Source organism: Variovorax sp. CAN15, assembly GCF_030462475.1.
Lineage (GTDB): Bacteria > Pseudomonadota > Gammaproteobacteria > Burkholderiales > Burkholderiaceae_C > Variovorax.
Window position 1 is genome coordinate 1 of the sequence record NZ_JASMRZ010000069.1, and the last position, 12,505, is coordinate 12,505.

General features: G+C 66.2%; 13 protein-coding genes. 7 read left to right on the plus strand and 6 right to left on the minus strand.

The window, feature by feature from the left end; translation table 11 throughout:
- Window positions 1-194: 194 nt before the first annotated feature.
- A complete protein-coding gene (locus tag QMO14_RS26780) occupies window positions 195-602 on the minus strand; it encodes a hypothetical protein (protein WP_301510881.1) in 408 nt (135 codons plus the stop codon).
- Between the two features lie 51 nt (window positions 603-653).
- Window positions 654-887, minus strand: coding sequence for a CsbD family protein (locus QMO14_RS26785; RefSeq protein ID WP_301510883.1), 234 nt, complete (start codon window positions 885-887; stop codon window positions 654-656).
- 176 nt (window positions 888-1,063) lie between these two features.
- Between QMO14_RS26785 and pncB the strand changes: the two genes are divergently transcribed.
- From pncB to QMO14_RS26815, 6 genes are all read left to right on the plus strand, one after another.
- Window positions 1,064-2,284, plus strand: a complete 1,221-nt coding sequence (pncB, locus tag QMO14_RS26790) for a nicotinate phosphoribosyltransferase (RefSeq protein ID WP_301510885.1) — start codon at window positions 1,064-1,066, stop codon at window positions 2,282-2,284.
- 35 nt (window positions 2,285-2,319) lie between these two features.
- Complete coding sequence (locus QMO14_RS26795) at window positions 2,320-3,735, plus strand: sodium:proton antiporter (RefSeq protein WP_301510886.1); 1,416 nt, start codon at window positions 2,320-2,322, stop codon at window positions 3,733-3,735.
- A 14-nt stretch (window positions 3,736-3,749) separates the two neighbouring features.
- Window positions 3,750-4,736 carry a D-glycerate dehydrogenase gene (locus QMO14_RS26800; protein WP_301510887.1) on the plus strand — a complete coding sequence of 329 codons (987 nt, stop codon included), beginning with the start codon at window positions 3,750-3,752 and terminating at the stop codon, window positions 4,734-4,736.
- Between the two features lie 30 nt (window positions 4,737-4,766).
- Window positions 4,767-6,158, plus strand: coding sequence for a DNA recombination protein RmuC (locus QMO14_RS26805; RefSeq protein ID WP_301510889.1), 1,392 nt, complete (start codon window positions 4,767-4,769; stop codon window positions 6,156-6,158).
- Window positions 6,155-7,318 (plus strand): MFS transporter, encoded by a 1,164-nt coding sequence (locus QMO14_RS26810; RefSeq protein WP_301510890.1) that lies wholly within the window; start codon window positions 6,155-6,157, stop codon window positions 7,316-7,318. Before QMO14_RS26805 ends, QMO14_RS26810 begins: the two co-directional genes overlap by 4 nt.
- Window positions 7,319-7,439: 121 nt before the next feature.
- On the plus strand, window positions 7,440-8,111 hold the full coding sequence (locus QMO14_RS26815) for a TetR/AcrR family transcriptional regulator (protein ID WP_301510892.1): 672 nt from the start codon (window positions 7,440-7,442) through the stop codon (window positions 8,109-8,111).
- A 41-nt stretch (window positions 8,112-8,152) separates the two neighbouring features.
- Here QMO14_RS26815 and QMO14_RS26820 read toward each other — a convergent pair whose 3' ends face one another.
- The 4 genes from QMO14_RS26820 to earP form a co-directional block, all read right to left on the minus strand.
- Window positions 8,153-9,016: a TIGR00730 family Rossman fold protein gene (locus tag QMO14_RS26820; RefSeq protein ID WP_301510894.1), complete on the minus strand. Its 864-nt coding sequence runs from the start codon at window positions 9,014-9,016 to the stop codon at window positions 8,153-8,155.
- A 129-nt stretch (window positions 9,017-9,145) separates the two neighbouring features.
- The gene (gene efp / locus QMO14_RS26825) at window positions 9,146-9,700 is read right to left on the minus strand and encodes an elongation factor P (RefSeq protein WP_176667085.1); all 555 of its coding nucleotides are present in this window, start codon (window positions 9,698-9,700) and stop codon (window positions 9,146-9,148) included.
- A 1-nt stretch (window position 9,701) separates the two neighbouring features.
- On the minus strand, window positions 9,702-9,884 hold the full coding sequence (locus QMO14_RS26830) for a hypothetical protein (protein ID WP_301510895.1): 183 nt from the start codon (window positions 9,882-9,884) through the stop codon (window positions 9,702-9,704).
- Window position 9,885: 1 nt separating this feature from the next.
- Window positions 9,886-10,983, minus strand: a complete 1,098-nt coding sequence (earP, locus tag QMO14_RS26835) for an elongation factor P maturation arginine rhamnosyltransferase EarP (protein WP_301510896.1) — start codon at window positions 10,981-10,983, stop codon at window positions 9,886-9,888.
- A gap of 74 nt (window positions 10,984-11,057) precedes the next feature.
- Here earP and QMO14_RS26840 point away from each other — a divergent pair, with 74 nt between their 5' ends.
- The gene (locus QMO14_RS26840) at window positions 11,058-12,491 is read left to right on the plus strand and encodes a M20/M25/M40 family metallo-hydrolase (protein ID WP_301510898.1); all 1,434 of its coding nucleotides are present in this window, start codon (window positions 11,058-11,060) and stop codon (window positions 12,489-12,491) included.
- The last annotated feature ends 14 nt before the right edge of the window (window positions 12,492-12,505 follow it).

Here is a 12,505-nt window from a genome sequence, read left to right on the forward strand (position 1 = left end):
CCAGGCGCTGCGCAGCCATGAAAAGGCTCTTGGAGCGCTACTTGGTCGCTGTCGCTGGGCTGTGGCCCCATCGTCGCGAAATCAGCTTCACCTGAAAGAAAAAACCCCGCGTTCCAGAAAACGGGGGGTTCGTCAGCAGTCTGAGAAATACGGCGCCCTCGGGCGCCGTATTTCCTGTCAGGCCTGGAAGGGCCTTACATGCTCTTCTTCATGGCCTTGATATCGGCCTTGCCCTGGGCTTCGTCAGCCTTGGCCTGCTTTTCGCAAGCGGTCTTGGCTTCGCCCTTCTGGTCGTCGCACTTTTCCTTGGCGACTTCATAGTTGGCCTTCACCTTTTCTTCGGCGACCTTGCGAGCGTTGCTGTCGCTGGGCTTGTACTGCTGCTCGAGTTCCGCCTTGGCAACGTCTTCCTTGCCCTTGGCTTCCTTCATGCAGACGTCCTTGGCGTTGTCCTTCATGGTGTCGCATTGGGCCTTGGCGACCTTGTAGTCGGCCTCGATCTTTTCCTTGGCGACCTTGTACTCGTCCTTGGTCATTGCACTGGCCTGCGTGGCCACGAAGCAGGTGGAGGCGAGGGCCAGCATGAGAAGGTGTTTTTTCATGGATTTTCTCCTTCGGAGGTTGATTGAATTCGACTTGATGCAGGGGGGCGCTCAGTAGCGCTCGAACCAGAGGCTGTCGGGCGTACGGCCGTCGCGCGACTCCCAGTCCTTGACCTGTTTCTCGGCTTCGTCGCGGCTGATGCCGTGGCGTTCCTGGATACGGCCGAGCAGCTGATCGCGCTTGCCGGCGATGACGTCGAAGTCGTCGTCGGTGAGCTTGCCCCACTGCTCCTTGAGCTTGCCCTTGAGCTGCTTCCAGTTGCCTTCGATGGTGTCCTTGTTCATGCGAATCTCCTTTGGGACTGTTGATCCGGCCGGCTGTGTCGCCGCCGTGGAAGCAATGTGGCTTCAGCGATTCGCCCTGCCGGTAGGACGTGCTGTTGGGACCCCGTAGGCAGAGGCCGACGCGTCCCGTGATAATCGAACGGCCGCCGAAAGTTTGAGACACCGCGCCCAGCACCATGATCATTCACAGCCTGCTCGACACCGACCTCTACAAGTTCACGATGATGCAGGTGGTCCTGCATCACTTTCCGGGGGCACGGGTCGAGTACCGCTTCAAGTGCCGCAATCCCGGTATCGACCTGGCCCAATTCGCGGGGCAGATTCGCGAGGAGGTGCGCGGCCTGTGCTCGCTGCAGTTCCGTGACGCGGAGCTCTCCTACCTGCGCTCCATGCGCTTCATCAAGAGCGATTTCGTCGACTTTCTCGGGCTCTTCAGGCTCAACGAGAAGTACATCAACATCATTCCCCAGCCCTCGGGCGAACTCGAGATCCGCATCAAGGGGCCGTGGCTGCACACCATCCTGTTCGAGATCCCGGTGCTGGCCATCGTCAACGAGGTCTACTTCCGCAACACCCGGAAGAAGCCCGACTTCGAGGAAGGCCGCCGCAGGCTCGAGACCAAGCTGGCCCAGCTGCAGGAGGCCGGCCTGTCCGACCTGAAGATCGCCGATTACGGAACGCGCCGCCGCTTCTCCAAGGACTGGCACGAAGAGGTGCTACGGACTTCGGCCGCCCGGCTTGGCGCCGTCACCTCGCCGCCCGTGCAGGCACCGCCGGGCGCGCGGCTGCCCCAACTCGCGGGCACCAGCAACGTGCTGTACGCCATGAAGCTCGGCATGATCCCGCTGGGCACCATGGCCCACGAGTACCTGCAGGCGTGCCAGGCGCTGGGTCCGCGGCTGCGCGACAGCCAGATCTTCGGCTTCGAGAGCTGGGCGCGGGAATATCGCGGCGATCTGGGTATCGCGCTGTCCGACGTGTACGGAATGAACGCCTTCCTGCGCGACTTCGACCTGTACTTCTGCAAGCTCTTCGACGGTGCGCGCCACGACAGCGGCGACCCCTTCGTCTGGGGTGAGCGCATGCTGGCGCACTACATCGCCAACCGGGTCGACCCGCGCACCAAGACGCTGATCTTCAGCGACGGCCTCACGGTGCCGCGCACCAGCGAGCTCTACCAGCAGTTCCGCGGCCGTTGCCAGCTGGCCTTCGGCATCGGCACCAACCTCACGAACGACCTCGGCTATGAGCCGCTGCAGATCGTCATCAAGATGATCGAGTGCAACGGCCAGCCTGTGGCCAAGCTGTCGGACACGCCGTCCAAGAACATGTGCGAGGACGAGAAGTACCTGGCCTACCTGCGCCAGGTGTTCGAAATCGAACAGCCCCCGGCCTGAAAGCTGTACTGACCCGTCTGGTACGGTACGGCCCAATGCAAAAGAAGACCCCACTCAAGGCGGCCGCGCTGCCGTTCCTGCTCCTGTTTCCAGCCCTTGCCTCGGCCGCCGAATTCGATGGCGGGAGCCTTTCGCCGCTGTGGGGCGTGCCCTTCGCCGGCATCCTGTTGTCGATCGCACTGTTTCCGCTGCTCGCACCCGCGTTCTGGCACCACCACTACGGGAAGATCTCGGTGGCCTGGGCGCTGGCTTTCCTGGTGCCTTTCGCCGCGGTCTTCGGCCTGCCGCTCGCCGGCGCGCAGTTCATGCACGCGCTGGTGGCGGAGTACATACCCTTCATCATCCTGCTGACCGCGCTTTTCACCGTGGCGGGCGGCATCCACATCAGGGGCAACCTGCATGGCGCGCCGGGGCTGAACACGGCGATCCTGGCGATCGGAGCGGTGCTCGCGAGCTTCATGGGCACCACGGGCGCCTCGATGCTGCTGATACGGCCGCTGATCCGTGCCAACGACAACCGCCTTCACAAGGCGCATGTGATCGTGTTCTTCATCTTCATCGTGTCGAACGCGGGCGGGTCGCTCACGCCGCTGGGCGATCCGCCGCTGTTCCTCGGCTTCCTGAAGGGGGTAGGGTTCTTCTGGACGGTGCAGCACATCCTGCCCGACACGCTCTTCATCGTCGGTGTGCTGCTGGCGCTCTTCTATGCGATCGACCGCAACTACTATCGCAAGGAAGGCGTGCTGCCGTTCGACCCCACGCCCGATACGCCCCGCATCGGTTTCGACGGGGCCGCCAACTTCTGGCTGCTGGGCGGCGTGGTCGCGCTGGTGCTGCTCAGCGGCTTCTGGAAATCGCCGGTGGTCTTCGACGTCTTCGGCACCGCAGTCGACCTGCCGGGGCTGGTGCGCGACGTCGGGCTTCTCGCGATCGCGGCAGTCTCGTACAAGCTCACTTCGCCCAAGGTGCACGCCGACAACCAGTTCGAATGGGGCCCGATGGCCGAGGTGGCCAAGCTGTTCGCGGGCATCTTCCTGACCATCATCCCGGTGATCGCGATGCTCAAGGCCGGCACGCAGGGGCCGTTCGGCGCCATCGTCTCGGCGGTGACGCGCGCCGACGGCCAGCCCGACCCGGCGATGTACTTCTGGGCCACGGGCCTGCTGAGCTCCTTCCTCGACAACGCGCCGACCTACCTCGTGTTCTTCAACACGGCGGGCGGCGACCCGGTGGCGCTCACGACCACCTACGCGAGCACGCTGGCCGCGATCTCCGCCGGCGCCGTGTTCATGGGCGCCAACACCTACATCGGCAACGCGCCGAACCTCATGGTGAAGGCGATCGCCGAGAGCCGCGGCGTGCGCATGCCGAGCTTCTTCGGGTACATGGCGTGGTCGTGCGCCATCCTGGTTCCGCTGTTCGTCCTTTCCACCTTCCTGTTCTTCCGCTGAGAAACAAACAAATCATGAGCAAGCCCAAGATCCTGGTCGCGCGCGCGATCTTTCCCGAGACCGTCGAGCGCCTGTCGCAGCATTTCGAGGTCGAGCCGAACCAGTCCGACGAAAGCTGGAGCAAGGAGCAGCTGATCGCCAAGCTGCAGGGCAAGCAGGGCGCCTTCACCACCGGCAGCGAGCGCATCGACGCCGCGGTGCTCGACGCCTGCCCCGACCTGAAGATCTGCGCCAACATGGCGGTGGGCTACAACAACTTCGACGTCGACGCCATGGCCGCGCACGGCGTGCTCGGCACCAACGCGCCCGACGTGCTGACCGAGACCACGGCCGACTTCGGCTTCGCGCTGCTGATGGCCACGGCGCGCCGCATCTCCGAGAGCGAACACTTCCTGCGCGCGGGCAAGTGGCAGAAGTGGAGCTTCGACATGTTCGCGGGCTCCGACATCCACGGTTCCACGCTCGGCATCATCGGCATGGGCCGCATCGGGCAGGGCATCGCGAAGCGCGGCGCGCACGGCTTCGGCATGAAGGTGGTCTATCACAACCGCTCCAGGCTCGACGCGGCGCTCGAGGCCGAATGCAAGGCCAGTTACGTGAGCAAGGAAGAGCTGCTGAAGACGGCCGACCACGTGGTGCTGGTGGTGCCGTATTCGCCGGCCTCGCACCACACCATCGGCGCGGCCGAGATCGCGCTGATGAAGCCGACTGCCACGCTCGTCAACATCGCGCGCGGCGGCATCGTCGACGACGCGGCGCTGGCCGTTGCGCTGCGCGAGAAGCGCATCGCCGCCGCCGGCCTCGACGTGTTCGAGGGCGAGCCCAAGGTGCACCCCGACCTGCTGAACGTGCCCAACGTGGTGCTCACGCCGCACATCGCCAGCGCCACCGTGCCCACGCGCCGCGCCATGGCCGATCTCGCTGCCGACAACCTCATCGCGTACTTCAGCGGCAAGGGCCCGCTGACGCCGGTGACCCCGGTTCCGGCGGCCAGCAAGTAGGCCGGTAGAAAAAGAGGGCGTACGCGGACCTTGGACCCATCGCTGATTCTTGTCGGACTCGGAGTACTGGCGCTCATCCAGCTCGTGCTGGTTATCTGGCTGCTCGCGCGCCGGCCGTCCCCGCCCGATCACGCTGACCTGACGCGCATGCTGGCCGCGCTGGGCGCGGCCAACGAGCGCACCGAGCGCGAGCTGCGCAACGACATCGGCGAAAGCTCGCGCGGCGCGCGGCAGGAAACCGCGCAGGCCTTCGCCACCTTCCAGCAGGCGCTGGTGCAGCAGGGGGCGGAGGCCACGCGTACGCAGAACGCGCAGCTCGATGCCTTCGCGCTGCAGCTCGCGTCGCTGCAGAAGACGCTGGCCGACACGCTCAACACGCAGCTGCAGGGCCTGAGCGAATCGAACGCGCGCCGCCTTTCCGAGGTGCGCGCGACCATGGAGGCGCAGCTCGCGCAGCTGCAGCAGACCAACGCCGCCAAGCTCGACGAGATGCGCAGGACTGTCGACGAGAAGCTGCAGAGCACGCTCGAAGCCCGCCTGGGCGAGAGCTTCAAGCAGGTGGCCGACCGGCTCGAGCAGGTGCACAAGGGCCTGGGCGAGATGCAGACGCTGGCCGTGGGCGTCGGCAGCCTGCAGCGCGTGCTGACCAACGTGAAGACGCGCGGCATGTTCGGCGAAGTGCAGCTCGAGGCGCTGCTCGAGCAGGTGCTCACGCCCGAGCAGTACGCCAAGCAGGTGGAGACCAAGCCGCGCAGCGGGCTGCGGGTGGACTTCGCCATCCGCTTTCCGGGCCGCGGCGACGACGGCGCGCCGGTGTGGCTGCCCATCGACGCCAAGTTTCCGCGCGACGACTACGAGCGGCTCATCGACGCGCACGAGCGCGCCGATGCGGCGGGCGTCGATCTCGCGGCGAAGGCGCTGGAGGCGCGCATCCGCATCGAGGCCAAGTCCATCGCCGACAACTACCTCGCGGCGCCGCACACCACCGATTTCGCGATCCTGTTCCTGCCCGTGGAGAGTCTCTACGCCGAGGTGCTGCGCCGGCCCGGCCTGATGGACGCGCTCCAGCGCCAGCACCGCGTGACGCTGGCCGGCCCCACCACCTTGCTCGCGATGCTCAACAGCCTGCACATGGGCTTCCGCACGCTGGCGCTGGAACGGCAGGCTTCCGAGGTCTGGAAGGTGCTGGGCGCGGTCAAGACCGAGTTCGAGCGCTACGGCGAGTGGGTCGCGCGCATCAAGGAACAGGTGGCCAAGGCCTCCGACACCATCGACAAGGCCGACACGCGCGCCCGGCAGATGCGCCTGGCGCTGCGCAAGGTCGAGGCACTGCCCGAGGCGCAGGCCCAGGCGCTGCTGCCGCCCACCTCCGGTACCGACGCCGCCAACAACGAGAAAGAAGAGGGCGAGAACTCCCTGTGAAAGGTTCCGAACTGCTGCGCGTGATCGGCGCCCAGGTGTGCCTGCACGCGACCATGGCCGGCATGCGGCTCGCCACGCCGCTGCTGGCGCTTCAACAAGGCTACAGCGCAGCCGCGGTCGGCGTGCTGATCTCGCTGTTCGCGCTGACCCAGGTCTTCCTCGCGCTGCCGGCGGGTCGCTTCGCCGACCGGTACGGCTTCAAGCGGCCACTGTGGCTGTCGGTGGTCGCGGCGGTCGTCGGCGCGGGGCTGGTGGTGATCTTTCCAGTGTTTCCGGTGATGTGCCTGGCGGCGCTGCTGACCGGCGGCGCCACCGGCGCGACGGTGATCGCGCTGCAGCGGCACGTGGGCCGCTCGGCCACCAACCCGACCCAGCTCAAGCGCGTGTTCAGCTGGCTGGCCATCGCGCCGGCCGTGGCCAACTTCGTCGGGCCCTTCCTGGCGGGGATGCTGATCGACCACGCGGGCCGTGTGCCCGCCGACATGCTGGCCTTTCGCATCTCGTTCGGCGTGATGGCCGCGCTGCCCATTCTTTGCTGGCTGCTCGCGCGTGGAGCCCACGAGCAGCCGCCCGTGCCGCCAGCGGCGGGGGCCAAGCCGACGCGCGCCTGGGACCTGCTGCGCGAGCCGATGTTCCGGCGCCTCCTGTTCGTGAACTGGCTGCAGTCGTCGAGTTGGGACGTGCACGCCTTCGTGCTGCCGATCCTGGGCCACGACCGTGGCATCAGCGCCTCGGTGATCGGCTCGATCCTCGGCGCCTTCGCCATCGCGGCGGCGGCGATCCGCGTGATCCTCCCGGTGATCGCCTCGCGCGCATCGGAGCGCAACGTGATCCTCACCTCCACGGCGGTCACGGCGCTGGTGTTCGCGGTCTATCCGCTGCTGGAGTCGGCCTGGACCATGGGCATGTGCTCGGTGGTGCTCGGCTTCGCGCTGGGCGCGGTGCAGCCGATGGTGATGAGCATGCTGCACCAGATCACGCCGCACGCCCGCCACGGCGAGGCGCTGGGCCTGCGGCTCATGACCATCAACGCATCGAGCGTGGCGATGCCGATGCTGTTCGGCTCGCTCGGTGCGCTGATCGGCATCGCCGGCGTGTTCTGGGTGGTGGGGGGCGTGGTGGCGATAGGGGCGAGAGCCACCTGGGGGCTGAAGGTTTGATTCGGCAGGCGCGGGGCGCGTAATCCACATCCGGGGCAGGAGTACTTCCCATCTCTTTGACAATCTACTGACTCAAAGTCAGTATCGGGGCCTTCATCAACGACCTGAAGGCGACCGACAGATGATGCAGAGCGGCGACACCGCCACGAACCCAGCCGGTGCCGATGGCGAGCTCTCCCAGCGCCGTCGCACCAAGGCCCCCGAGACGCGCGCAGCAGCGCTGATGGAGGCGGCCCAGCGGCTCTTCGTCGACAAGGGCATCGCGGCCACCAGCATCGACGACATCGCCGCCGGCGCACAGGTGGCCAAGGGCACCTTCTACCTGTACTTTTCGTCGAAGGAGGCGCTGCTCGGCGCCTTGCAGCAGCGCTTCGTCGACATATTCTGCGAGCGGCTGCAGGAGGCCATGGACCGCCAGCGGCCCGGCAACTACCACGCCCGCCTGAAGGCCTGGGTGGAGACGGGGCTTGAGATCTACCTCGACAACGTTGCCCTGCACGACGTGGTGTTCCACGAATACCGCCCCGAAGACCGCCGCATGCGCAACGACAACGCCGTCATCGCGCAGCTGACGGGCTTGCTGAAGCAGGGCGATGGCGCGGGCTTCTGGGACGTGGAGGATGCGACGCTCACGGCCGTGATCCTCTTCAATGCGCTGCACGGCGTGGCCGACGACGCCGTGGCGACGGGGCAGACCGGCACTTCGGAGCGCAAGCGCCGCGCGCGGGCGCTCACGAGGTTCTTCGAGCAGGCGCTGCATCCCGCGGAGGATGAGGACGACAGCCCCGACTGATGTGCCCACCGATGCGGTGAAGCGGCGGCTTCAGGCGCCGTTCAGAGCTTGTAGAAGCGCTTGATCGCGCTCCATGCGTCTTCCGGCGCGTCGACGTACTCGAAGAGCTTCACGTCGCCCGGCGAGATCACGCCCTCGTCGACAAGGAAGTCGAAGTCGATCAGGCGCTTCCAGTAGTCGGAGCCGAAGAGCACGATCGGCACCGGCTTCGACTTCTTGGTCTGCACCAGCGTGATCACCTCGAACAGTTCGTCGAGCGTGCCGAAACCGCCGGGGAACGCCACCAGCGCCTTCGCACGCATCATGAAGTGCATCTTGCGGATGGCGAAGTAGTGGAACTTGAAGCTCAGCGCCGGCGTGACGTACGGGTTGGCTTCCTCTTCCATCGGCAGCGCGATGGCCAGGCCCACGGAAAGCCCGCCACCCTCGTGCGCGCCACGGTTGGCCGCCTGCATGATGCCGGGGCCGCCGCCGGTGCAGATGAAGAGCTTGTCCTGCGGTTCCTTGTCGTTGCTGTACCGGGCCACCAGCTTGCCGAATGCGCGCGCCTTCTCGTAGTAGTGCGAGTTGCGAGCCAGCCGGCGCCAGCGCTCGGATGCGGCCGTGTCGCCGCCGAGTTCGGCCTGCGCGATCATGGCCGCGGCGTCTTCCTCGCTGCGGAAGCGAGCGCTGCCGAAGACCACCACCGTGTTCTCGATGCCATGGGCGCGCTGCTCGATGTCGGGCTTCATCAACTCGAGCTGCATGCGGATGCCGCGCGTCTCGCGGCGCAGCAGGAATTCAGGGTCGGCGAAGGCGATGCGCGAAGGATCGGGATCGAGCGGAAGGCCCTGGTCCGCATGGGAGCGGAGCGTGGCCCAGGCATCGGCGAGGCGCTTGTCGTGAAGATCGTGCGTGTTGTTCATGGGAAAGCGGACGGATTGACCGGGTTGATTGTGCAGTGTCGCAACCATCATGCCCGTCATGGGCCAGAAGCGAAAAAGGCTCCTTGCGGAGCCTCTTTCGGGGTGGTGGTCAACCGGTTGGACCGGCGCTCAGACGCGCTTGCGGTACTCGCCGGTGCGCGTGTCGATTTCGATCTTGTCGCCTTGCGAGACGAACAGCGGCACGGGCACTTCGAAGCCGGTGGCGATCTTGGCGGGCTTCATGACCTTGCCCGAGGTGTCGCCCTTGACGGCGGGTTCGGTCCAGGTGATTTCGCGCTCGACGCTGGTGGGCAGTTCGACCGAGATGGCCTTGCCTTCATAGAACACCACTTCGACGGCCATGCCGTCTTCGAGGTAGTTCAGGGCGTCGCCCATGTTCTCGGCTTCGACTTCGTACTGGTTGTATTCGGTGTCCATGCAGACGTACATGGGGTCTGCGAAGTAGGAGTAGGTGCACTCCTTCTTGTCGAGCACGATCTGGTCGATCTTGTCGTCGGCCTTGAAGACCACTTCGGTGTTGAAGTTGGCGATCAGGCTCTTCATCTTCATGCGCACGGTAGCGGAGTTGCGGCCGCCGCGGCTGTATTCGGTCTTGAGGACGACCATCGGGTCCTTGCCGTGCATGATGACGTTGCCGGCGCGGATTTCTTGAGCGATTTTCATATCAGGGTCTCTGGATGTTGGCCGCTCGGTGCGCGGGGCTTTCGATTGCCGTTCGGTTGTCGTCGCGATGCTTGTCCGGACGTTTGCCGAAGTGGCTTGCCCCGCGGTACATGTCCCGCGGCAGGTTCAGCGGAAAGCATTCCAGATCGATCAGATCCGGGCCGAAATCCGCAAAGCCCGCCATTTTAGCTTTTTTGGGCGACGAATTTCCGCAATTGGGTAACGAGGTCGTCCTGCGCGAGCAGCCTCGCACGGGCGTCCAGGGCTGTTTGCAGCCATGGCCCCTGTATTTCCGGCATGGGCAGGGCCGCGTTGCCGAAGCCGTTCCAGGCGTGGTGAAAAAGCCTCAGCGAGGGCGGGGCGCCGATCCAGTCCAGCCAGGCATTCAGCTTGATGTGGTGGGCATCGTCATCCTGCGGGTATATCTGCCAGACCAGCGGCGCTCCGGCCCAGTGCGCGCGTACCAGCGAATCTTCGCCGCGCACGAAGTTCAGGTCGCAGGCCCACAGCAAGTTGTCGAACTCGGGTTGCGTGAGGTAGGGCAGATATGAAATCGATAGCGCGCCCCGGCCATGAGCCAGCGGCGCGCCCCCGTGAAGCGCCTGGACTGCCTGCGTGGAGCGGCCGGCGGTCACCAGCAGGCGCGTGCGCTGGTCGTCATCGGCGAGCCGGGTCAGCAGGTCGGCCAGCGCCGGCGGCTCGTAGGAGAAGAGGGATACCAGGCGCTCGCCCGCCTGCCACGGGATCTGCCGGGCCGCGAGCCACTGCGTGCGATCGAAGGCTGCCCTGCGCTCCATCAGACCGGGTTTGCGCAGCAGTCCTCCCGTGGCGGGAGTGAAGCCCGGGTAGAAGAAACGCTTGCTCAGGCCGGCGCCCGGGCCCTTGAAGACGGGCGATGGCAGGCCATGCAGTCGCTCGACATAGGGCTCGGCTGATAGGTATTCGAGATTGATCCAGGCAAGGCCAGGCCCCTCGGCAAAACGAGTGATCAGTTCGGGCTCCGGATCGCATCCGAAGGCTTCGACAAGCACGTCGGGCGCCGGCCCCGCCACGGCCGCCCGAAGTGAGGCCGCGTCCAGCCAGTCGATCACTTCCACGCCGTCGCGGCCGGTGCGCGCTTCGGGCGCCATCCAGTCCAGCGCTGTCGCATCGTCGATCCAGAGCCGCACACGCTCGCCGAGCTCGGCCAGTTGGCGGGCCAGCCGCCAGCAGACGCCGAGGTCGCCGTGGTTGTCGATGACCTTGCAGAAGATGTCCCACTGCTTCGATTGGCTGGATTGCATGGTCTCGAGTGTGCCCGTGTTCGCCGGTGGCGCTTGCTATCCTGACCGGACAACCACCGCTGGAGAGAGAACCCATGAGGATGAAGACCTTCCGTGCAGCCAAGACCGTGCTCGCCGCCTCCTTGGCCCTTTGCGGCATCTGCGGCATGACCGCCGCCGCGGCGCAGCCGCAGACGCCGCGGTCGCTCACGCCTCAGCAGCAGCGGTTCCACGACATATACAAGGAGCTGATCGAGATCAACACCACCCACTCGGTGGGCGACAACACCGCGGCGGCGCGGGCCATGGAGAAGCGTCTGATCGAGGCGGGCTTCGCCCCCGGCGACATCCAGATCTTCGAGCCCTTCCCGAAGAAGGGCAACCTCGTGCTGCGCTTCAAGGGCGACGGCAGCAAGAAGCCGCTGCTCCTGCTTGCCCACATCGACGTGGTCGAGGCGCGGCGCGAGGACTGGAAGACCGATCCCTTCAAGCTGCAGGAAACCGGCGGCTACTTCACCGCGCGCGGCGCCATCGACGACAAGGCCATGGCCGCGGCACTGGTCTCGGTGGTGGGGCAGCTGAAGCAGGAGGGCTTCAAGCCGAGGCGCGACGTCATCCTCGCGCTCACCGCCGACGAGGAGCGCGGCGACGCGTTGAGCAACGGCGCCTTCTGGCTCATCAACAACAAGCCCGAGCTGCTGCAGGCCGAGTTCGGCATCAACGAAGGCGGCGGCGGCGAGCTGCGCGGCGGCAAGCCGAACCTGCACCGCATGCAGGTGGCCGAGAAGATGTACACCACCTACATGCTGGAGGCGCGCGACGTGGSCGGCCACAGCTCGGTGCCGACCAGGACCAACCCCATCTACGCGCTCTCGGCGGCGCTGGAGCGGTTGGGCAACTACAGCTTCCCGGTGAGGCTCGCGGACGTCACCAAGACCTACTTCGCGCGCAGCGCGCCCTTCGCGACTGGACAGCTCGCCGAGGACATGCGCGCGGTGGGCAGCGGCAACCCCGATGCGTCGGTGATCGAGCGCATGTCGGCCAACCCTGCATACAACGCCCAGTTCCGCACCACCTGCGTGGTGACGATGGTGCAGGCCGGCCACGCCGAGAACGCGCTGCCGCAGTCGGCCAAGGCCACGGTCAACTGCCGCATCCTGCCCCACGACGATCCGGACGAGGTCGAGCGCCAGCTGACCCAGGTCGTGGGCAACGACAAGATCGTGGTGCGCAACATGGGCAAGCCGCTGCGCAGCCCGGCCTCGCCGCTGAACGGCGATCTGGTGAAGACGGTGGAGTCGATCACGCAGCAGATGTGGCCCGGCGTGCCTGTCATCCCCGCCATGAGCACCGGCGCCACCGACAGCCGCTTCATGCGCAATGCCGGCATCCCGATGTACGGCGTGAGCGGCCTGTTCGTCGAGCCCTCCGACGCGCGATCGCACGGGCTGGACGAGCGCATCGAGATCCAGCGGCTGTACGACGGGCGTGAGTTCCTGTATCGGCTGGTCAGCGAGCTTGCGAAGTAGGGCGCAGCCCGCGC